The following is a 21929-nucleotide window of genomic DNA, read 5'->3' as shown; positions in this document are numbered from 1 at the left end:
TCCCATACCATTTTAAATCTTTTTGTCTTTTAAAAAAATGATTATTCATTTAGTTTTGGTTAGATTGATTCCGTATATTCACAGTGGCCTCAGGATAAAAAACAAACACGGTAGTTTTGAATCATGGTTAATGTTTAATGCTTACTCCACCCATAAGGGTCCTAACCACAAAACGGATCCTTGGTTGATTATTTCCCGGACGATATTCCATTTTTTTAGTTGATATTATTCCTCCGGTGGACTCCTTTAAAAAATCTATCCCTCCAAGTAGAGTTGTTCCTTCACAAATTATAGGCAGATCTCTGGGAACAATAATGTCAATACCTCCCATGATTGCAGTCAAGTCTAAAACCGTTTCCCCTTCAGGTATTTCTGCTTTATTTAAATCAAGGTCAATACCACCCATGACAGCAAAATAGGTTCCACTCTGCAGCTTAAATGAACTCTTTCCCATTTCAATGCCCCCCATGAAAGCCCAATGGTTTTTTCCACCTTCTTTTGGTACTCTTCCTCGGATCATACTGATTCCAAAAATAATAATAATCACCGGCCAGAACAGCTTCCAAAATAGTCTAAAATCTACTCCTATAAGATCCAGATTTCCTCCTAAAAATAATACTCCCAATGCCAGGACAATCAAACCCGATACCAGCTCCCCCAGAGACCGCAGCACCCTGGTTTCCTCTTCTCCGGAACCACGAAAATAATCCATTAAAGAATTCAAACCCCAGAGAATTAAAATAACAGGCCAATACGTTTTTATTAAACCCCCAATATTAATAGTAGCTATTTCCAAAGCATTAAGCATTGCCGAAACACCTATAAATACAATAAGAATTCCGATAGTAAATCGTGTATTTAGAAACCTCAACTTATTCTCCTCCTGTCTATTTTGGCATATAAAACCTCTAAATATTATTTTATCATTTATTCTCATCATTTAGACTGGTATTTTAATTTTTTGTCAATATACATATTCTCATCCGCAATTTTTAAAACCTCTTCAATCCTTTTACTTGAACCCGGAATAAATTGAGCGGTTCCTATAGCCAAGGTCAGATCAAAATCTAAAATATTATTATTATGGTTCCAATCCTGTACGGCTTTTTCTATTTTATCCTTTACCGCCTTGGCAGATTTACAATTAGGTAAAACTATTAAATACTCATCTCCCCCGAAGCGAACCACCCAATCGTTCTTTCTTAGAGTTTCTTGTAATAAAATTGCTACCTCCTTAAGGATAAGATCTCCAGTAACATGACCATACCGATCATTCACCTCTTTAAAACGGTTTATATCAACCATTATTAAACCGATAACCTTTTTATCCCTCTCAGAACGATATATTTCGTTTACGATCACTTCATTAAAAAAGTTACGGTTATACAACCCGGTAAGACCATCCTTAACCGCCTGTTCCCAAAGTATCTTGTCCATCCGAATTCTTTTTATAGTTTCCCCGGCATAACCAGCTGTAAGCTCAATCATATATGCCTGATCATCGGTAAATCCCCTCTCCTCTAACAATAAAATTTGCAGCACACCTATACTCTCTAACGGAGTATTAATTAAAACTCTATATCTATTATTTAAAAGATCTGTTGAGCTGTAATAATTTATGGTCGTTTCTCCTGAATTAAAGGTTTCATTAGCTTTTAATTCTAGAGGTTCTACCAGACAATTAATGTCATTTGATTCAAAGTGGGAGGAAAACATTTTTACACTAACATTATTATCTTCCATGATGCTTATTAGAGAATACCTATAACCCATTATCTCTTCAACTGCCTCAAGAGTAAGTCTATAAACACTTTGTTCGTTCTTTTCTTGAGCAAGGCAGTTGGCTACTTTATGCAGTTTTTGTAATTCAATAAATTTTTGTTCCAGATCATGGGTTTTTATATCTACCTGTTCCTTCAACTTGTCCCTTTCCTTCTCCAATAAATTTTCGTAATTTTTAATAGTTAGAGACATTCGGTTAAAATTTTTAAAAAGATCTCCTAGTTCATCATTCTTTGTTTTAAGAAATCTTTCTCCAATTCTCTGCTTTCCTGTTAAAATTCCGGAAAAATACTGGTTTAGCTGGTCCAGTCTTAGAAATATGTCTGTTTCTGTAACTCTTGAGAATATAAATGAAGCCAAAAAAACTACAATCAGGGCAATAACTGCCATTAACATGCTGAATCTGTTGGCTGTAGCATAGGCTTCAGACAAGGGAATTGCTACGGATTGAGCTGAAACTATTTCTCCCACTGTCTTGTGAAAACCCCTGTTCTCACCATAAATATCCAGTAAACCTTGAGGAGCTTTCTCCGGAACACTGTGGCATCTGAGACAATTTTCTTCAAGCACTTCGCCTTTTTTTATGTACACAAAGTTGGTTACACCATTTCTTTCCATAACTCTCGTATGTACCGTAATATCTGAACTCAGATTAAATAATTGTAAAATCTCTTTCTCATAATCATCTGCTTGATTTTCAGGATTTCTAGGGAAATCGGCTATTTCTTTAAAATAGTAATTCTCATCAATTCTCTCATTAAATATTTTATTGATTTCTCTAACTGCATACGTTGAAGACATGATTTCCGGCCGAAAATAAGTTTCTGAGACCTCGTATTCATCCATCAACTCAAAAATAACCGGCCTTGCCACCTGGTTTATGTATTCATGAATAGCATTGGTCCGGGTCATCATAATATTCATTTTATCGTAAGCTTCCAGGTATGCCATCCTTTTCATAAAAAAATTTGTCAATACAATAAGAACAAATGATGGAACCATAATAAATAAAATAATTAGCAGTTTATACTTATTCTTCAAAGGCATCTCTGTTCCTCCCGGGTCCATAAAGTATAATTTTTTAACAGTATCACCTTTTTATCCTAACTCAAACGCTATTATCTTAAAATTATAACACCTGGATATTCTTTCTACAATTAGAATCTAAAAAATAGTTTTAATTATCATAATATTCTTTTAATATTATAAGATTATTTTGTTATTTTACTTTCAAGCTATGTAAAAAGACTAAAATGTTATAAACCTACTTATCCCGGGAATAATAGAGATAGGCAGGTGAAAACATGGAGCGTAGTAATAGAATAAATTTAATCAATCAAATCCAAGAAGAATTGAACGCCTCTATAATCTGTTATGTAACGGGAGATAGAGAAAATCTCAGCACCAGGATTGCCCCGGATGTAATAAGAATTTTTTACCAACATTTAGAAAAATTAAAACATCAGAAAAATCTTTGCCTTTTTCTTTACACCCGGGGGGGAGATGTGTTGACCCCTTGGAGATTGGTAAACTTGATTAGGGAATATTGCAGCCATTTTTCTGTTCTTCTTCCCTTTCGCGGTTACAGTGCAGGAACTTTAATCTGCCTGGGTGCAGACGATATTATTATGGGTAAAATGAGTGAACTAAGTCCTATCGACCCCAGTGTTGCCAATGCTTTTAACCCGGAAGACCCCTATAATAAAACGGCTAAAATTCCGGTCAGTGTAGAGGATGTCTCATCATTTCTGAACCTGGCTCGAGAAAAAGCATTAATTAAAGAAGACGAACATATGGCTCAAATTTTTTTAAGACTGTCCAAAAAGGTTCACCCTTTGGCCCTGGGAAACGTACATCGAAATTATTCTTTAATCCGTTCTCTAGCTGAAAAGCTATTGGAACTGCACTCCCGGGAAAGATCCCCTGAACACATCAAAGAGATCATTGACAACCTGACGGAAAAACTTTATGCCCATAATCACATGATCTCCCGATACGAAGCACAAAAATATATAAAACTTCACGTTGTCGAACCTAATGAAAAACTTGAATCTTTAGCCTGGACTCTTTATGAAAACTATGAAAATGAATTACAACTTTCTGAACCATTTAATCCTGCAGTCCTAATGAAAGAACACGAACAACAGGTAGATTTTGAAGCTACCGGCGGAATTATTGAAAGCATCGAACAACAGCACGCCTTTATTTTTGAGGGAAGAGTTACCCGCCATACCCGTCCCAAACATGATAATGCTCAAATTAAGTTTGAAATGCTCCGCCAGGGGTGGAGATTGTATAATAATTAAAAGGAGTGGTTCTTATATCTGTAAAAAAAAAGAAAACCAATCAACGACTGGCTCCTCTCCTTTCCAAAAATATTACCCGTTATCGAAAATTAAATAACACCACCAGCTTTGTCCCATCAATCTATACTGAAATTGAAAATTCTCTTCCAAACCTCAACTCAGAAAATAGCATTACCATAGTCAATGAACAGGACTGGAGCAGTTCCCATGAGTAAAACCAGGTAATTAATTACCTGGTTTTACTCAAATTACTTATAAAAAGGTAACTACTCAGGTTATGAACCTTAAGACATAGGAAGTTCCAATCAGCAGCTATATATATGTGTGTGTTTGTGTTTTAAGAATAATTATTATGCTGCTGATATGCCATCTGTTGGCTTGACTGAGGCTGGGACTGATGGTGCTGATTAATGTTTAAACGTCTTCCTTCATTAATTTTAGGAAATCTTACTGTTAATATACCATTAGCTACATTTGCCTGGGCCTGCTCTTTTTGAACTTCAGGAGGAATAAACATGATACGCTTGTAACTGCTGTTATGATGTCTTTCCCTATATAAATAGTTTATTTCTTCTGTGCCCAAGCCATAATCAACCGTTCCTTCTACCATAAGAGTATCGTTATTTATATCTACGTTTATCATGTTAGAATCAGCTCCAGGCACATCAATTATGTAGATGACCTCCCCTTTTGTCTCTATCACATCAATGGAGGGGATCTGTGTTTCCATTCGGGGAACCGACCCTTCTTGACCCAAAAATTGATGATAAGGTGGATAACCCTGTATGTGGTACATAATATCACATCCTCTTTTAAGTAAATTGGGTGAAAGCAAAACTTGTTATTTAGCCGGTAACGTTTACTTTAACCCTTCTTCGGGCTGAAAAATCTGACTTGGGAAGACGGCACTCTAAAGTACCATTTGAATAACTGACATCAAGATGCTCCGATTTTACGCTGGTGGGTAGAGCAACGGTCCTGTGAAGGCTACTGCTCATTCCACTCATTTGTGACAGAGCAGAAATGCTCAGTGAATCATCGGTTACTGTAAGGTAGATATTGTTGGGATCAACATTAGGCAGTTCAGCAGTAACAATTACGTCACTGTTGGTTTCAGCCAGTTCTACTCTGGGCTGAGCCATACCAGATGAAGACCTGATTCCTGAACTAATACCCATTTGCTGATGCATCATAGAGCTGCTAATTTGGGGATTAATCTGACCCATCATAGCATTTGAGCCCTGCTGCCAACCAATGTTGGGATTAAATGAAGCATAGCTGATGGGTACCTGAGGAATGATGCCCCCCATTTGAAAACTGTTGCTCCAGGGAGTAATACTTACTGCGCCGGTCTGCAGTGGAACATTATATCCCTGTGCCTGAGGGCTGAACTGGGAATTTGGATAAGCTTGAACAAAGGAACTGGTCTGCCATGGTTGGATCGAAGAGAATGCAGATTGAAGGGGAAGAAAAGATTGTGTTGGGAAACTGCTGCTCTGCCATGGATTAGTGTTTGTAATATACATTTTTTACCTCCTGATAATATAGTTATTGTAATTATTTTGCTTTCACCCATTTTTATTATGTCTTTGGGCTCAAATATTATACAAAAAAAATAGAGGTTAACACCTCTATTTTCCAATTAAGTTAAAAATGTTTTTATATACTTAATAACTTTGCAGCGTTTTCCCCCATAATTTTCTTTTTATCTTGAATGGTGAGCTTAAGGTTGGTAATATTTGTTGCTTCCACCTGTTGTTCCGTCCAGGGAGAGTCGGTGGCAAACAATACCTTATCAGTGCCATGAAGCTCAATCAACCTTAACATTTTTTCAGGGCCTAAATCATTAAAGCTATATGAGGTATCAATATAAATATCTTTCCCTACCAAAAGACATTCCACTTGATCCCAGTAATCATAACCTCCCATATGGGCTGCTACAATTTTCCCTCCGGGAAACATCTCCATAATCTTTAACAATCTATCGGGAGTGCAGTGATAAGGAGGATCCAGCCCAATATCCAATCCAGCATGAAAAAGAACAATTAAATCCAGCTCAAATATTCTTTCGTATAGTTTAAACATTTTTTCATCATCAATAAAGAATCTCTGATAATCCGGATGAAATTTTAAGCCTTTAATCCCAAAGTCTTTAATTCGGATTAGCTCATCTTCCCAGTGGGGATAATCCGGATGAATAGACCCAAAAGAAATAATCCCATTACCCTGTACTTTAGCTGCCCAATCATTAATAATAGGCGTCTGACTGGGTTTAGTAGCAATGTTTTGTATTACACAGAAGTCTATCCCTGCCACTTTCATTGATTCTTTCAAACCAGTTAGGGTGCCATTTAAAAAAGGCTTAATTCCTGCTGCCTTCGCAAGATGAGGTACTACTTTGATAGCCATATCATCAGGAAAACAGTGGGTATGGAAATCAATAATCATATTTTTAAAAACCTTCCTCTTATTTATATATTTCCATATTATTTCTACAGCAGGTTTTTAAATCCTGCTTAAAGATTAAGAGGATTAGATTTTAAATAATATTTTAAATCTCTCGAACCCACAATGGATAGTCACTACCCTCCAATTGATGAATCCCTATTATCATGTCCTTGGCATTTTTTATAGCTTTTTCTACTGTTTCCAGGGTAAGCTGCTCATAAACTTCTTCCCCCTGCTCATCACTGCTGTAATGAACAATCTTGTTTCGCATGTAGTTCATTTCTTTAAAAGTTCTATATGGCTCTTTTTTATTTTTTAAGCTGTCTCCGGTAATAATTTTCAAACCAACCGTCAATTTTGTGTGAATGGATATTTCAGATGTTAAGTATTTTTCTATATCCTTTTCCAAAGAATCCTTATTCTTTTCTACATAATCAAGGATGAAGTTATTTACATAACCCTCAACCGCTATACATACGTACAGAAGAGAGGCTCTTAGATATCGCCTGCTCATCTCCCGGTCTTCCGGGGACTTTCTGGCCATCTTAAGGAAAAACTTAGAGTCATTTAACATTTCTTTTGTCATATTTACTCTTACTGCCAGCAAAAAAACACCTCATTTTTTGTTTTTATAATAAAAAGATAGCCTAAAAAGCTTTTTTTTATACTAACTTATATTTTAATGTCACTTTTACTTTTTTATTTTTTAACAGTTGCCAAAAGACCAATACATATATTAGTCATATTTACTATAAACTACCGGTTTATTTTTAATCTGCCGGGCAAAACTATTATGGGAGGTGTTTTCTTTGAAAAGAAACAATACCAGTATGCTGGTAGGTGGCTTAGGTTTGCTGGTTACGGGTATCGGAGCAACCCTGCTTCGTGGAAAAACTAAGGCTGGAGTAGTCGGTTTCGGCCTGGCCCACATAGTGTTGGGCGGCGCGGATATGCTGAGGCAAAAGCTTCGCCATTAATAATAATCTCCCAGGTAGCACCGCTTAAGGTGCTACCTTGTTTTTAAGTAGTCATGGATATTTAAAGTCATTCCATCATGGGCAGCAATTACCTGCACTCCCGTTTCTAAAGATAACTGTTCTGCCAGTTTCCAGGGTTTATTCTTTAACACAAAACGGGCTCCTCCGGTGCCTAGAAATTTAATAGTATCCTTATGCGAATCCATATTAGGATTACTCCTTTATTTTAACAATTCTGCCCGACAAGGTATACCTGCTAATGACTGGGCTTTCAACACCGCTCTGGCAGAAGCTTCTGCCAACGCTTCTGCAGCCATAATACCCACAAGGTTTGGGTCTGCTTCTTCTTCCCCTGCTGAAAGACTAAAAATTGTATCGCCATCCCACATGGTATGAACCGGCCAAATTGACCTGGCCAATCCATCATGAGCCATTTGTGCAACTTTTCCCAGGGCCTCTTTGGACAATTTAGCATTAGTTGCCACTACTCCCAGGGTAGTATTACCAGAAAAGCCCTGGGGATTTCCACCAAAAAACAGATCAATCGTTTTCTCCATCACTCCTGTTTCCGGGTTGCGAGGTCCGGCCAGCAGTAGGCCACTGCTGTCATAAACATCCCCCAAGGCATTTACCACTACCAGAGCGGCCGTCACTACCTTACCCCGATGACGGGAGGCAGAACCCTGTCCAGATTTTACTGCCTGCAGAGGTCCATAAAATTTACCCACAGTAGCTCCGGTTCCCGCTCCCACCGACCCCTCGGGAACCGGTCCAGAGGAAGCATTTAGACAGGCCTGATAACCCATTTGAGCATCAGGACGAACACTACTGCTTCCGATAAAAAGATCAAAAAGGATGGCTGCTGGGACAATTGGTATTTTTAATGGACTGATAGAATAACCGAATCCTCCCTCTTCCAGGTAACGGACAACTCCAGAAGCAGCGTCTAAACCATAAATACTGCCTCCGGCCAAGACCAACGCCTGTACTTCCTCCACCAATCTCCCCGGCTGAAGCAGATCCGTTTCTCTGGTTCCAGGTGCCGATCCCCTGACCTCCACTCCGGCGCCAGCGCCTTCTTCCACTAAAATAACTGTCACGCCGGTGGCAGCATCCCTGTCGTGACATACACCAACTTTAATTCCGGGTATTTCCGTTAAACCACCAGACATTACTGCATTAACCCCCTGAAAATTAAAATAAGCTTTCTTCTATTTCTTCTTCTACTACAACTCTTGAAAATCAAAATGTTCAGCTCCACATATAGGGCAGCACCATTCTTCCGGAAGGTCATCAAAAATTGTAATTGGGTCTACTCCCCGGTCCGGATCAGCTATTTCTGGATCATAAATATAACTGCAGACCATACAAATATATTTTTGCATAAGCAGATACCACCTTTTATCTGTATTTTTCTATCATTATAATACTATTTACAAAATTGAACTACTTAAATCTCCTAGAACGAATATCAAATTTATCTGTTCTCTATTTCATATAAAGAATTTAAGCTTCAATAATACTGAGAAAAACCTTCACCAATTCAGGATCAAACTGGGTTCCAGCGCACCTTTTTAGCTCATCAACTACTTGATTTTTCAATAAAGGTGCCTTGTAAGGCCTTCCATTGATCATTACCTCGTACGCATCCACAATTGCTAAAATACGTGCCAATAAGGGTATTTCCTTTTCTTTTAGTCCTTCGGGATATCCTAATCCATCCCAGCGTTCATGATGTCGAAGAATATCCTCGGCTATATGTGCAAATTCTTCCATAGATCGGGCAATCCGATAACCTGATTCCGGGTGCTTTTTAATATGCTCCCAGTCTTTTTTGGTTAACCTTTCCTTTTTCGTTAATACCTCCTCTGGCACAGTAATTTTTCCTATGTCGTGAAGATATACTAAGAGAGTTAACCGATCTAACTCTGTTTCCGGCAGATTTATTTTTTCTCCTACTTTCATAGCTATTTGCTGCATTCGCTGGACATGTCCTTCTGTTTCATAGCTTTTTTCTTCTAGGGTTTTTAGCAAAGCATTTAAAACCGCACTCTTAGTACTGCGGCTTTCGGACAGCTTATGTTTATACATGTTATTTTCGGCCTCTTTTAAAACATCAGTAAGATCTTTTCCCAAACTATTTTTGCTGGCAGTTCCTAACGCCATAGAAAGAGGAATAGTCTTTACATCAGTAATTCTGCACTCATCCACAATCCTTTTACAAATAACTTGTGACTCTATAATGTTAGTTTTGGGCAAAAGGACAACAAACTCATCACCGCTCCATCGGGAGATTACATCTTCTTTCCTGCAGGTTTTTTTCAATATCTCTGCAGTATGCCTTAGCATCTCATCACCTACACTATGACCGTATGTGTCATTTATCAGCTTTAAGCCATTTAAATCAGCCATTATAATACTAATAGGCAGCTGTCTTTCTGTATCCAGGCTCTGCATCTCCTGCTCCAGATAACTTCGGTTATAAAGCCCTGTAAGACTGTCATGAAGACTGGTGTAGCGAATTTTTTCTTCTGATTGCTTGTGCTCAGTGATGTCCAGGCCTATTTCCAGCACTAATTCCGCACCATCACTGTCAATAAAAGGATAATCATAAATAACATAAGTTCGGCCAAGGGGCGTATGACACCATTCCCGAATATGGGGTGCTTTTGTTGCAAAAACCTTGAATGTATGACATACCTCGCAGGGTTGACTGCGGCCAAAAAAAATCTCGTAACAAAATCGGTCTTTGGGGTCACCAAAATGTTGTATAAAATATTGATTAGCGTAACGCACAGTATAATCCGGAGATTGAAGATAAATATAACCGGGAAAAGTTTCAAGAAGCATGGAAAACCTTCTTCTTTCAAGCATTAGCGCCTCTTCTACCTGCTTTTGTTCAGTGATATCACGAGCAACACCTATAAAAATGAATTCACCGTCTTTTTCTATGGTAGAACCTTTAGAAGAATGCCATCTCAAATTCCCAGCTTTATTACGAACTCTGTATTCGACACTTTCAGTTAGCTGACCTTCTTTTAGCACCTTCCTTAGAAACTGGAAACAGAGCTCTGCATCTTCTTCCGGCACAAAAGAAGTAAACGGTTGTCCCTCTATTTCACTAACATCGTGACCTAATAAATACTTCCAGTTTGGAGACACATAGGTAAAGGTTCCATCTTCCCTTAAAGTATAAATAATATCACTGGCATTTTCCACAAAGCTTCTAAACCTTTCTTCACTTTCCCTTAGTTCCTGCCGGGCCTTGTACTTCTCTGTTACATCAGAAAAAACCATAACTGCGCCAATCACAGTCCCCCCACTATCACGAATGGGAGCAGCGCTGTCGGCTATTTGACGCCGGGTACCATCTTTGGCAATTAAAATTGTATCATTGGCCAGGCTTTCAATATTACCAGTTTTAATCACGGAATTAACCGGATTAACTAAGGCCTCTCCGGTTTTCTCTCTTATAATATTAAAAATTTCTATTAACGGCCTACCCTGGGCCTCTTCACAGGTCCAACCCGTAAGCTTTTCGGCCTGTTTGTTCATACGGGTTATGTATTCATTTGAATCCGTGGCAATAACCCCGTCACCAATGGATTGAAGGGTTATAGAAAGGTTCTGTTCACTTTTCTGCAGCTCTTCCTCATACAGTTTGCGCTGGGTGACATCCCAAACTGTTGATATCATTAATGGTTTATCAGGAATTGGTATATTCATTGCCGTAATATAAAAATCTTCTTGCCCCTTCCGGGCAACCTGAATATTCTCCCAACGCATTCGCTTCGGGTCACCTGTTGAACAATCATCCAATACCCTCTTCTTAAGTTTTTTCCTAAATTCAGCATCCTCGTAAACCTCGTCCCAAAAACTGTCGGAGTTGGTAAGGGCCTCCCTAGTAGTACGGTAATACTTGATAAAATTATCATTCATATACTCAAATTTCACAGTTGGATCAACAGAGTTTACAGCTATGCCAATAGGAAGGTTATCCATTACGGATTTAATAAAGGCCTCACTTTGCTGTAATGATTTTTCTACCTGCTTTCGCTGGGTAACATCTCTTGTACTGAACAATATTTCCTTTGGATTCCCTTTTTCGTCTAGAATAATTTTCCCAATAGTCTCAAGCCAGAGATAATTACTATCAGCACATAGGTATCTATATTCAACTTTTCCAGAGTCTTGCCACTGTTGGTTGGCTAAAAAAGCCTTAAACGCAGATGATACTTTTGATAAATCATCAGGATGGACAAAATCTAATACGTTCCTTCCAATTAAAGAGTTAATATCATAGCCCAATATTTTATGTGATTTTCCAAGGAATTTGAAATTGCCTTTCATATCAGTTAATGAAACCAGGTCAAACATATTATCTATTATTTGCTGCAGAAATTGCTCACTCTCCTGCACCTTTTTTTCGGCCTTTTTATGATCCGTGATGTCATAAAAAACTGCAATAAAATAACCGGGCTTATCAGAATAATTAATTACTTTATACCAACGATTTAGATATTCGGAGCATTCCTCAAACCTGGTGCTTTCTCTGGTATAATTCACATTCTCATATTTATATTCACCTAACCAATTAAAATTGCAATCCAAAATTCCTGGTAACACTTCAGTAACCTTTTTACCGAGAATATTTTCCTTTTTTAAATTGGTCATTTTTTCAAAAGCGGTGTTAATCTCTATAAATTCAAAATCAACTGGATTTTCTTCATCATCTAAAATTTCTTTAAAATAAGCAAAAGCATCCAACATATTTTCAACCAATGAGCGATATATTCTACTCTCTTGGCACATAAGATCCCTCCAGTAAAAAAAGAAATAAATAATATTTTTTTGCACAAAAGTCTAAATATTTTTATATTTCAACACTTACCAACATATCCCTCTATTTCTATTACGTTATAAATGACAATTTTTCTTTTGGTATAGATCCATACTCCAAAAAAAAATGTCTTTATAGCAAATATAGTAAAAGTTGAATAATTATTTTTTCCCAACGACCTCTCACCCCACCTTTGGAACATTTATCGGACGTACGTTTCGATATATGTCGGGCACCATGCTCTTGACTAACCGTTGTACTTCCTACCATATAGAACTTTTCACTGACGAACGTCCTTCATCCCAGGACGCACTAAAAAAGGGCCCCTCTATATATAAAAGGGTCCCTTTAATTTCAGTTTTTTTCGTTTTATACCGTGTTGATTACCGGTTGGAAGTCAGCACCCTTTCAGGTCTGTTATCCAACACTATTCGCCCAGTTATTTCTTGTTCCTGTGGGTTTGCACCCTGGCGACATTTGCTTTTTCCAACGCTCCGTTATCCTCTGGAGATTGTATCTTCCTTGCGGTTGACCTACCAAATAAATGGACTCCATAGGACTTACCAAGTTCAGCTTCTGTTAGATACGGATGGGTTAGGTTCATTCAATACACCGGCAGATATGTAGGTAGTAACATACACACACAGGCAGTTGCGTTTTCTAATCTGCAATACAATGGCAAGTATATCCCAACCATTGCTGCTAATGACGATGCTTAATCGTAAACCATACCACCCTTTCCCTTGCCCCTGTTTGCCATGGATACTAGGCAGTCAGTTGGGCTTTTCCTCATGCAACCCACCCCCAGGTTACCCCGGACGCAGTTTCGGATGGGAATATCCCTACTACTGGGACATCGGACTGTTATCTGCACTAACCTTTCAAGAAGAAGCCGCTTCTTGTCGCACGCCAGTTATTAGCCTAACGTGTATATTGATTTATGGTAGGTAGTATTTTGATAATGTGCTAAAAGCAAGGCGAACCGATAGGATTTTCTGAGCCGTGAGCAATGTCGTATCCGATGTTAGGTCTCGGGAAAAAATCTAAACCTTGCTCTTTATCCTTCTTTATTTGCTTCCACGAACATTACCTGGCTGCTGGTGAAGGTGTTATTAGAAACCAGCCTCGTATTGAAAGAGGCTACCCCCAGGCCATATGACAACAGCAGTTCCTTTATTTCAGCTTCCGTGAAATAGTGGTCCCAAATAATGAATTCCCTGGCCTCTTTCCCTTCTTCCATCACGACGTTTCGAGTGCCCCAGGCTTTTTGGTCGGGGAAGTGTCTCACCTCCTCCAGAAGGATGTGGGGCTTACCGCTCCAAAACCCCCTCCCGGGAGAGGATTGCCAGGTTTTTTTCTCCTTCAGCTCCAAGCAAATCTCAGGCTTAAAAACGTCGAAGATAAAAGTTCCTTCCCGTTTCAAGGCATCCCTGACTTTATGTAAAAGAATCTCCAACTCTGCAGGAAGAAGGGCACCAAAATCACAATAGATGCATAGAACTCCATCATACCCTGTGCCTATGTCATCCCTCAGGTAGTCAGCCCAGCGGTAATCGATCCGGATGTTTTCTTCCAAAGCCTTCTCCCTGGCATAGGCAACAGACCTCTTGGATATATCAATTCCCGTTACATCGTATCCTTTTTTGCCCAGCCTGGAAGCATAAAGCCCCGGTCCGCATCCCAAATCCAGAACCCGGCCTCCATGAGGGATTTTTTGGGAAATCCACTCAACGGTCCGATCAATTGTCCTGATATTCCTGCTGGCGGCATCACTGGTAAAATCTAGATGGGCTGCCAGCATACCCTTCGAAATATGCTCGTCGGTCCAGATAAAATCTTCACTCCTTCGGTACAGGCTTAGTTCATCAGGAATACGCATCAATACTTCCTCCCTCTATACGGTTAAAGAACATTTGCCATGATAATTTTAAATATAGTAAATATAGGCAAGTCAGGTTATTACTGCCCATTATTGCTATAATCGCTAGCTTCTGAAACTGACCATTATTAGCCAAATCTGAAGTCCGGCACGGTCAATCGAACTTGTTATTATTCTCATCTTCTACACAATAATGATTTCACATAATCTACAGGAACATCCATACGTTCGGCAGTTTGTTCAACTGTCAGTCCACTATCAATAAATCTTTTAACAACAACTGGCATGTTTTCTCCAACTTCAATAATGTGTTTATCTAAGTCATAGAAGCGCACGACGCGCTGACCCCACGAATGTTCTTTAAGAGGATGAACATATTCAACTTCAACGCTGTTCAACTTAGTCATAAAATTGTCTATGTCATCTTCTTCAAAATACAATTCCGCATCATTGTTTCCATATGAAACTTCGTTCTCTTCCTTATTTATAAACCCTTGCCAGCTTTCAGCTTCCTGTAATGAAAAGCCTCCAGTCAATGTAACATTAGCGCCTAAATCTTCGATGACCTCCTGTTCTAATAAATCACGATAAAACTTCTTTGATTGCTCTATATTCTTCACCACAATCAATGTACACACATATTTCATCCAAATATCCCTCTCATTCTTGTTATAAACAAAAAAGTCACTTGTATTTGTTCAGGCCCCAATTATTAGCCTAATTTGAAGTTAGCACGGTCAATTGAACTTGATATTATGCTCATAACTGAAAACCCTATATGTGGTGTAAACCGGCTGATTATGCAGCAGTTTCAGCAACAACAATTAGACGCCAACTGTTTTGCTATATGCGCTCATATCATAATCCCCATAAACCTGAATGTTGGTAAAACCCGCTTGTGAAAGCAATATCCGGTAAACATTATCGTATTGATTACTTTCCAACCGATGCGTGCTGTGGAACAAGTCCAGCACATGAATCGTTTGAAATTGATTATTATGCTCCTTGACAAATATGCAGGAAAAGTCCTCCCGATAACAACAACTTCTATTGACAGCAAAGATAGCCTGAAATGGGTTGTGCCCTACGTTGTACACTATAACCAGTTTCAATTAGCTCGAATATAGCCAAGTAAGTTAGTTTACGCATATATGATTTACCTCCTCCTTTACTAGCAGAGCTTATTTTAACCCTGTAGCCCGGTCCCTGATTGACATATATCTATTTCTCAACAGACAGGAAGACCGCCAGGACAACAGATCCATAACACCCCCCTATATAATACATATTACTGATATAATTACAAATAACTGTAAATTCATGGTGGGAAATGAATTTAGCAATTAATAGTATAATATTGATATTGACCCAATTTTTATCTTAACTTTGGCGTAAAGTTGCTTATACTGTTACTTATTCAATACATAAAAGCAAGGAGAATATTCCCCTTGCTTTTATAACAATTTTAAAAATAATGGTGGAGATAAGGAGGCTCGAACTCCTGACCTCTTGACTGCCAGTCAAGCGCTCTCCCAGCTGAGCTATACCCCCACACAGTTGCTACAATAGGTAATATAACATATTTAGATTATAAAATCAACCTCTTTAAACAGGTTTTCAGTTCTTGTGAAGTAAAAAACTCAATTGACATAGTAAGTGCACCCAGGCTAAGGGAAAGGGGTTACAGTTACTTTGATCAGTCAACATTTCGTTTAACAGCTGTTTAATAATTACTTATTCTATTCTTGTTTCCCCATTAAATCATCCAGGTGCATTACAAATGCTAGAAGTTGAGCGACGGCTTCATAAAGGTCAGGGGGTATTTCTTCTCCAACATTTAGTTTGGAAAGGCTTTCAGCCAGGAATGGATTTTTTTCTAAAGGCACCTTGTGCTGCTTGGCCAGTTCTATTATTTTTTCAGCCATATGTCCTTTCCCAATAGCAGTTATTACCGGAGCTGAAGGTTTATCTTTAATGTACGTAAGAGCTACAGCTTTTTTTAACTTTTTTTTCTCCAAGGGAAAAACCTTCCTCTCATTTTTACGCTTTTTGGTTTAAAAACGAACTACCCCGCAGGTACTCATTGGTGTTTATAACCTGGAACTGTTGAAAAGTTACCGGAAATTCATTCTTGTCAAATCCTGAAAACCATACTGCTGCTGTGCTTTGAAGTAATTCTCCACATTCTTCTTTTTCAACTAAAAAACAGCAGGGGAAAGGTTTCCTGAAAGAAAAGAACCGAATACCCACAAATCCAAGACTTGAGGTGGGAAAGACGATATCCATGCAGGGATCCTTTAGACCTCCTGCTTTATTCTTGTAGTGCCTTACTGTAAATAGAGTTGGGTGGTTTTTATCTTCGGGGTATAAAAGTAATTGCCATCCCATATAATTATCCTGCTGTCCCTGTTCTGAACGGGCCAGCACTTTATATAACTGCTGGCCATCGTTTTCTCCATTAAATTGCAGAAGCAAAGTCTCCCCTATTTTTGCTGTTGTTTCAAGCCTGGCCGAAATAAACTGATTATTCCATTTAAGCAAAACCTGGTCCCCTTCCACTTTACTCACTTTAGCAGAAAAGAGGTGTGGTATTATCTGAGTAGAATCAGTTTGCAAATTAGTCCCGATAATATTTTTAATAAATGAAGCTATGGAGCTTACCGCATCCAAATGGCATCCCCTCTTATCTCTTTTTCTTTTTTTAAAAAACAAAATTTTTATATATACAGATACTATCGTCAAATACCATTAAAACTTAAGATACCCTTAATTATTTTCCCGAATGGTAATATCATAACGGTTTTCAATGATAAATTCGGTTACAAAGCTAATTAAAGCTTCACTAGTATTAAAAGCCCCCACCTGGTTTTTCCTTCAAAAATATCATCATCCAAAATATCAAATTCTTCTACGCAAATAACACCTTCTTTTCTCATGCTGTTAACCACCTTGTCCCCAGGATAACAAGAGTATTCTTTTTTCGGGTAGGATCAGAATATTAATTATTTGCGCTAAAAAATTACCGTATTACCAACCACTTCAAATACATCCAGAGTCAATCCAGGAGGTGCACCAACATCGCTAAAACCTATGGGATAATTGGGGTCTACCGTAAACCCAGGGCCTCCCCACGGTTCTGCAATATTAAAGGAATTTAAAAAAACTTTGATTTGTTCAAAATTGGGGACCCCGGTGGGTGCTCCAAACCGATAATCCAAAAGAACAGCCAAACGATTAATGTTGGGATTAACGATGCCATTATTTTCAATGAAGATTGTGTCAAATTGATTAAAGTCTGCGAAAGGTAGAAAGATGACAGAACTACCGCTGCGATCTTGATGATCAATTTGATTGCCTTTGACCAGTAGCTGGTCAATATCTCCCCAAAGCGCTGTGTTAAACAAAACAAATTGCGAATGTCGGTTCATAATGTTATCGCGAATAATAATGGTGCCGCTGGTTATTTCATTGCCGCCTGTTTCATAAGTGATGGATGCCAAACTGCTGGCACCACCTTGAAATGTATTGCGGGCAATCAAGGTATATCCCTGCGTTGCAACTATATTCAATGAATTTCGGTTACCGGTGTGTATAAATGTACAGCCCACAATTGACAGGTTTGAAACATATATAAAGGCGTTTCTCCGTCCTCCTTCAACAATACAGCTGCTGATGGTAATGTTATCGTAAAAATCAGAAGGGAATGCTTTTAATGCAATTTCAAAAAGCCAGTTATCACCTGCCGGCATGGTAGGACCAATTAAATGAAGATTCTCGATGGTCACATTATCGGAAGCAATTCTCAAACTGACAACAAGAGAAGAGTCAAATTCAATGATGGTACTGCTAGCAGAAAAGCCGCGCAGGGTTAGTGGCTGAGTGATTTGTATTTGTGTCGCCTGAATATACGTTTCGGGAAATAATAGAATTTCATCAAAGGGATCAGCGGCTGCCAGGGCATCGTCAATAGTTGGAAAGAACATTAACTGTGTTGCATTATAAATCGTATTAACATTAAGAGTAACATTGCTTCCGATGGTAATAAAAGTTAAATCTTGATCCACGGCAAAGTGAATCTCCGCTCCGGGAGCGATTGATTGAAGAAGGACCGCTGTTGTTCTCATCACGGCAGAATCACCACTTAAATCATAGGAGCCCGGTTCCAGGTTAATTATACTGATATCCGGATCCTGCAGTGCTGCTAAAAGTTCTAAAGATGTGCTTACATTAATACTGGTTCTTTCATTCAATCTTTGTATATAGATTGCAGCGGTCACATTGGTCTCACTTCCTCCTTGTGCAGACTGCAGAGCAACCCTGGTTTCCGATGTATGATTACGAAGGTTCAAAACAGAAGGATTGGGATTGGAAATGGAAATGATGACCTGACCAGTATTTTGCTGATCAGTATCTCCAGAGCCATAAATGGTGCCAGGGACAAGGGTATCGTCTAAAAAAAGAGCAAATTGATTAACGTCCGCTCCTGTTACAGAAAAGGTAACCATATAGTCTCCTGGCGTAGAGAGAAAGATATTTTCCTCTCCAACAAGATGACCGATACTTCCTAAGATAATCCCATTAGAATCAAAGTTTATGTTTTCACCCGGTTCAACAACTTGATCCGTTTGATTGAATATATAGGCATAGTCTGTAATAGCTGTCGGTCCTGGTGGTCCTGGTGGTCCTGGTGGTCCTGGTGGTCCTGGAATTTTACCCATGTTATCATCTCCTTATTACAATAAACTCAATTCAAATTTAATATATTCAATATTCTATAAATATGTGATATTCAGCAGTAATCATAATTTTGTCATCCCTTACACCATCCTCTTCCCTTTTACAATTCAGACATACAGGTTTCCTTTTTTCTCTCCAAGGATATCTTTATCACAAATATCAAATTCTTCTGCACAAATAACACATTTTTTCTCATGTTTTCATCCACCTTTTTTCCCCTGTACAATACGCATTCTTTCTTGCAGAAAAACTGCTGTATTATAATATGCAGGCAAAGCAGCTATTTGTTCCTTCAAATTCAATCCCGTTTGCCGTTTTTATGTGGTTTGATATCTACTTTATCGCTTCGGTCTTTATCTCTTTTTTTCAGACAATGTAGAGGTATTTGCTCACATTTTTATATATTTTGCATATACTGTGATTGAGTTGAATTGAATTTTGCAAAAAAGGAGATATAAATATGGGAAAATGTAAACTGTGCCCTCCGGGACCACCAGGCCCGAATAATTGCTTGGTTTATACCGATTTTTAAGCTTCTTTTTTTTGGTTATTCAGACAGACTGTCCAGGGAGTGAATCAATATGAATGATTGCCCATTAATAGGTATTCATGTAAGTAAAAGAAAATATAGAAAAAGAATTTTGAAGCTTTATGGGCGTTATCACGGTTTAAACCTGAAACTTTTCTCTTTTACTTCCTCAGATATTCTATGGAAGGAACAAGGCATTATAGGGCTTCATCTGGTTGGGAACAAATGTAAAGAAAGCATATTGCCTTTTCCTCAAGCCGTTTACAACCGGTGTTACAACAAAAGAATAAAAAAAATTAAGCGCCTTGAAAACATAATTGGTTGGAACAAGTGTTTCAACGTTATAAATTTTTTTAATAAATGGCATGTCTATAACCTGTTAAACCAGTCTAAACTTAAACGCCATTTACCAGATACATTTATATATGATGAAGTGAACGTATCAGAACTATTGAAGAAATATAAACTGGTATACATTAAGCCTTTTTATGGAAATAAGGGAAAGAGAGTGTACCGGGTAGAACTAACGGATAATGGGGACATTCATATATCTTCGCACAGCACGGCCCCAAGATATATCTGTAGAAAAAATGAAGATGTTCAAAAAATATTACGCAAACTTCTCCAAGGGAAAAAGTTTATTGTGCAAAAAGGGATTCGATCCAGGCAAATCGATAATCAATATTGTGATATTCGGGTACTCGTTCAAAAAGATATTTTGGGAAAATGGGCGATTTCCACCAAGACTATAAAAATAGCCTACGAACATTTCTTTAACACCAGTATATATGAAACCATTTATGAGGCTGAAAAACTTATTCCAAACTTAATTCCTAAAAACACAGAGAAGAGCAAGATTCTCCGATCACTGAACAAAATAAGTAAAAACGCCGCAAAAGTATTAGATACTCATATGGGTCCTTTGGGAGAATTAAGTGTAGACTTTATAATAGATGAAGATGGGAAGCTATGGATTACTGAAATTAACGGAAAGCCCCAAAAAAGCATCTACAAAGATATTAAAAACTTTAAAGATAAGCAGCTAATTTATCGCAGACCGATGGAATATGCTTATTATCTTTCTCAAATCTTGATATAATTACGAAAAAAGTGACTTTATAAATATTGAATCTTCTTTTTCTATGCAAAAAAAAAACAGGCCCTTTTAACATAAGGGGCCTGTTGAACAAGTGTATAAGATAACCTTTATCTTAACTGACTTTTTTTAATGTTTACTTGTAACTACTCAGGTATAGCGATAGTGACTAAACCTTTTGACCTGAGTAGTTACGTTTACCTTACAAAAACGTGGTTTCCAATAGTAGTAACATATGGCCTGCTTCGAATCCATTGGTTTAAGGACTTAGATGGGTTGTAAAAGGATATGGCTCCCTGGGCAGGATCTCTCCCCCGCAGAGCCTCCTTTACCGCTTCTTTAGTTATTTCGTCGGCAGCACGATTAATTTCTCCATTTCTTACAGGACAGTATTGATACCCCTGATTGTATTCATAAATTACCTCTGGAATACTATCAGGATAATCAGCATTCTCTACACGGTTCAATACCGTTGCGGCCACTGCCACCTTGCCGGTATAGTTTTCACCTTTGGCTTCAGCATATACCAGTCGTTCTAATAAGTCTATATGCTCCCTGCAATAACCAGCAGTATCTTCTTCCTTCTTCGTCTTATTTGATTTTTGATGATTCTCTTTATCCATTTTTTCTATTATATTTTCTCTTTTATGCATATATCTGAGACTGGGATTAATGCCTAATTGGCTTAAATTTAATAATATTTCCTCCCGATCTTCCTGGTTTCCTGAAACAGTCCCAACAGTCGCTGCTTCCATTGTTCCACCTGACATCATTATCACACAAATTAATATAATTAAAACTCTTTTATAAATTATATTTTTTAACATTTTTAATTCCCCCTGCCTTCGGAGTTAGTTGCTGGATTAGGACTTAAGGGGCGCTGCCAAAAGGTTTCACCCCTCCTGTTTTCCCCTTTTTTCCCTCTTTTCCTTGCCTGCAGGTTGAATTATACATGTTAAAAGGTTTTTATTCAAACAAGCATACACACAAAGAGAGGGAGAATATCATTATATCAATAGCTTATAGACAATTAAGTATAAAAATGGTTAGTAATAGTATGTAGAAATAGATATATGCTGGCAATTGTCAATCAACGCAATTTATTCCCTGTTAATACCATGGCTTGTTTTTTTTCCTAATTTGCTGACATCCTATCTCTATGATAGTGAACTCGTTTCAGCAAGCTCAAAAAAAAAAAAAAAAAAACACACACATCTGGGAATCAGATGGAGGCTCTATTCCATTTGATTAAAAGCCCCACCTATGCTAACGCTTAAAGGTGGGAGTCTTATACCCTAAAAAAAAGAGTAATAAAAAATAAGAACCCCATCTTAA

Annotated in this window: 19 protein-coding genes and 1 tRNA gene; 3 read left to right on the top strand and 17 right to left on the bottom strand. The window is 38.1% G+C overall.

Going from position 1 to position 21929, the window contains the following annotated elements; genetic code table 11:
* Nucleotides 1–127: 127 nt before the first annotated feature.
* A complete protein-coding gene (locus tag HUE98_RS07370) occupies nt 128–871 on the bottom strand; it encodes a LiaF domain-containing protein (protein ID WP_241423203.1) in 744 nt (247 codons plus the stop codon).
* A gap of 65 nt (nt 872–936) precedes the next feature.
* The gene (locus HUE98_RS07365; protein WP_241423202.1) at nt 937–2829 is read right to left on the bottom strand and encodes a diguanylate cyclase; all 1893 of its coding nucleotides are present in this window, start codon (nt 2827–2829) and stop codon (nt 937–939) included.
* A 257-nt stretch (nt 2830–3086) separates the two neighbouring features.
* On the opposite strand from HUE98_RS07365, the gene HUE98_RS07360 reads away from it, so the two are divergent.
* Nucleotides 3087–4088, top strand: coding sequence for an SDH family Clp fold serine proteinase (locus tag HUE98_RS07360; RefSeq protein ID WP_241423201.1), 1002 nt, complete (start codon nt 3087–3089; stop codon nt 4086–4088).
* A gap of 337 nt (nt 4089–4425) precedes the next feature.
* Here HUE98_RS07360 and HUE98_RS07355 read toward each other — a convergent pair whose 3' ends face one another.
* The 4 genes from HUE98_RS07355 to HUE98_RS07340 all read right to left on the bottom strand — a co-directional run bounded on the left by HUE98_RS07355 (nt 4426) and on the right by HUE98_RS07340 (nt 7143).
* Nucleotides 4426–4884 carry an Hsp20/alpha crystallin family protein gene (locus HUE98_RS07355; RefSeq protein WP_241423200.1) on the bottom strand — a complete coding sequence of 153 codons (459 nt, stop codon included), beginning with the start codon at nt 4882–4884 and terminating at the stop codon, nt 4426–4428.
* 49 nt (nt 4885–4933) lie between these two features.
* Complete coding sequence (locus HUE98_RS07350; protein ID WP_241423199.1) at nt 4934–5614, bottom strand: Hsp20/alpha crystallin family protein; 681 nt, start codon at nt 5612–5614, stop codon at nt 4934–4936.
* A gap of 133 nt (nt 5615–5747) precedes the next feature.
* A complete protein-coding gene (locus HUE98_RS07345) occupies nt 5748–6536 on the bottom strand; it encodes an amidohydrolase family protein (protein ID WP_241423198.1) in 789 nt (262 codons plus the stop codon).
* 103 nt (nt 6537–6639) lie between these two features.
* Nucleotides 6640–7143, bottom strand: coding sequence for a hypothetical protein (locus tag HUE98_RS07340; protein ID WP_241423197.1), 504 nt, complete (start codon nt 7141–7143; stop codon nt 6640–6642).
* 202 nt (nt 7144–7345) lie between these two features.
* Here HUE98_RS07340 and HUE98_RS07335 point away from each other — a divergent pair, with 202 nt between their 5' ends.
* Nucleotides 7346–7513 carry a hypothetical protein gene (locus tag HUE98_RS07335; protein ID WP_241423196.1) on the top strand — a complete coding sequence of 56 codons (168 nt, stop codon included), beginning with the start codon at nt 7346–7348 and terminating at the stop codon, nt 7511–7513.
* A 32-nt stretch (nt 7514–7545) separates the two neighbouring features.
* On the opposite strand, the gene HUE98_RS07330 is transcribed toward HUE98_RS07335, so the two are convergent.
* From HUE98_RS07330 to HUE98_RS07285, 10 genes are all read right to left on the bottom strand, one after another.
* Entirely contained in the window at nt 7546–7719 is a 174-nt protein-coding gene (locus HUE98_RS07330) for a hypothetical protein (RefSeq protein WP_241423195.1), read from the bottom strand.
* Nucleotides 7720–7734: 15 nt separating this feature from the next.
* Nucleotides 7735–8685, bottom strand: coding sequence for a P1 family peptidase (locus tag HUE98_RS07325; protein WP_241423194.1), 951 nt, complete (start codon nt 8683–8685; stop codon nt 7735–7737).
* Between the two features lie 54 nt (nt 8686–8739).
* The gene (locus HUE98_RS07320; RefSeq protein WP_241423193.1) at nt 8740–8898 is read right to left on the bottom strand and encodes a rubredoxin; all 159 of its coding nucleotides are present in this window, start codon (nt 8896–8898) and stop codon (nt 8740–8742) included.
* 121 nt (nt 8899–9019) lie between these two features.
* Nucleotides 9020–12325 (bottom strand): PAS domain S-box protein, encoded by a 3306-nt coding sequence (locus HUE98_RS07315; protein ID WP_241423192.1) that lies wholly within the window; start codon nt 12323–12325, stop codon nt 9020–9022.
* 1085 nt (nt 12326–13410) lie between these two features.
* Nucleotides 13411–14232, bottom strand: coding sequence for a class I SAM-dependent methyltransferase (locus tag HUE98_RS07310; RefSeq protein ID WP_241423191.1), 822 nt, complete (start codon nt 14230–14232; stop codon nt 13411–13413).
* A 176-nt stretch (nt 14233–14408) separates the two neighbouring features.
* Entirely contained in the window at nt 14409–14879 is a 471-nt protein-coding gene (locus HUE98_RS07305) for a VOC family protein (protein ID WP_241423190.1), read from the bottom strand.
* Between the two features lie 828 nt (nt 14880–15707).
* A tRNA-Ala gene (locus tag HUE98_RS07300) sits at nt 15708–15783 on the bottom strand.
* A 188-nt stretch (nt 15784–15971) separates the two neighbouring features.
* Nucleotides 15972–16250 (bottom strand): EscU/YscU/HrcU family type III secretion system export apparatus switch protein, encoded by a 279-nt coding sequence (locus tag HUE98_RS07295; RefSeq protein WP_241423189.1) that lies wholly within the window; start codon nt 16248–16250, stop codon nt 15972–15974.
* A gap of 22 nt (nt 16251–16272) precedes the next feature.
* On the bottom strand, nt 16273–16902 hold the full coding sequence (locus HUE98_RS07290) for a hypothetical protein (RefSeq protein WP_241423188.1): 630 nt from the start codon (nt 16900–16902) through the stop codon (nt 16273–16275).
* 341 nt (nt 16903–17243) lie between these two features.
* Complete coding sequence (locus HUE98_RS07285) at nt 17244–18950, bottom strand: right-handed parallel beta-helix repeat-containing protein (RefSeq protein WP_241423187.1); 1707 nt, start codon at nt 18948–18950, stop codon at nt 17244–17246.
* A 600-nt stretch (nt 18951–19550) separates the two neighbouring features.
* Between HUE98_RS07285 and HUE98_RS07280 the strand changes: the two genes are divergently transcribed.
* Nucleotides 19551–20597, top strand: coding sequence for a YheC/YheD family endospore coat-associated protein (locus HUE98_RS07280; RefSeq protein ID WP_241423186.1), 1047 nt, complete (start codon nt 19551–19553; stop codon nt 20595–20597).
* Nucleotides 20598–20791: 194 nt separating this feature from the next.
* Here HUE98_RS07280 and HUE98_RS07275 read toward each other — a convergent pair whose 3' ends face one another.
* Nucleotides 20792–21421 carry a cell wall hydrolase gene (locus tag HUE98_RS07275; RefSeq protein ID WP_241423185.1) on the bottom strand — a complete coding sequence of 210 codons (630 nt, stop codon included), beginning with the start codon at nt 21419–21421 and terminating at the stop codon, nt 20792–20794.
* Nucleotides 21422–21929 lie beyond the last annotated feature (508 nt).

This window comes from Candidatus Contubernalis alkalaceticus, assembly GCF_022558445.1.
GTDB classification, from domain to species: Bacteria; Bacillota; Dethiobacteria; order SKNC01; family SKNC01; genus Contubernalis; species Contubernalis alkaliaceticus.
This window is presented reverse-complemented; position numbering and strand designations above follow the sequence as displayed.

Bases quoted from the DNA above. Each gene is read 5' to 3' on its own strand.
- HUE98_RS07365 (WP_241423202.1), bottom strand. From the start codon at position 2,829: ATGCCTTTGAAGAATAAGTATAAACTGCTAATTATTTTATTTATTATG.
- HUE98_RS07360 (WP_241423201.1), top strand. From the start codon at position 3,087: ATGGAGCGTAGTAATAGAATAAATTTAATCAATCAAATCCAAGAAGAA.
- HUE98_RS07355 (WP_241423200.1), bottom strand. From the start codon at position 4,884: ATGTACCACATACAGGGTTATCCACCTTATCATCAATTTTTGGGTCAA.
- HUE98_RS07350 (WP_241423199.1), bottom strand. From the start codon at position 5,614: ATGTATATTACAAACACTAATCCATGGCAGAGCAGCAGTTTCCCAACA.
- HUE98_RS07345 (WP_241423198.1), bottom strand. From the start codon at position 6,536: ATGATTATTGATTTCCATACCCACTGTTTTCCTGATGATATGGCTATC.
- HUE98_RS07330 (WP_241423195.1), bottom strand. From the start codon at position 7,719: ATGGATTCGCATAAGGATACTATTAAATTTCTAGGCACCGGAGGAGCC.
- HUE98_RS07325 (WP_241423194.1), bottom strand. From the start codon at position 8,685: ATGTCTGGTGGTTTAACGGAAATACCCGGAATTAAAGTTGGTGTATGT.
- HUE98_RS07320 (WP_241423193.1), bottom strand. From the start codon at position 8,898: ATGCAAAAATATATTTGTATGGTCTGCAGTTATATTTATGATCCAGAA.
- HUE98_RS07315 (WP_241423192.1), bottom strand. From the start codon at position 12,325: ATGTGCCAAGAGAGTAGAATATATCGCTCATTGGTTGAAAATATGTTG.
- HUE98_RS07310 (WP_241423191.1), bottom strand. From the start codon at position 14,232: ATGCGTATTCCTGATGAACTAAGCCTGTACCGAAGGAGTGAAGATTTT.
- HUE98_RS07305 (WP_241423190.1), bottom strand. From the start codon at position 14,879: ATGAAATATGTGTGTACATTGATTGTGGTGAAGAATATAGAGCAATCA.
- HUE98_RS07285 (WP_241423187.1), bottom strand. From the start codon at position 18,950: ATGGGTAAAATTCCAGGACCACCAGGACCACCAGGACCACCAGGACCA.
- HUE98_RS07280 (WP_241423186.1), top strand. From the start codon at position 19,551: ATGAATGATTGCCCATTAATAGGTATTCATGTAAGTAAAAGAAAATAT.
- HUE98_RS07275 (WP_241423185.1), bottom strand. From the start codon at position 21,421: ATGTTAAAAAATATAATTTATAAAAGAGTTTTAATTATATTAATTTGT.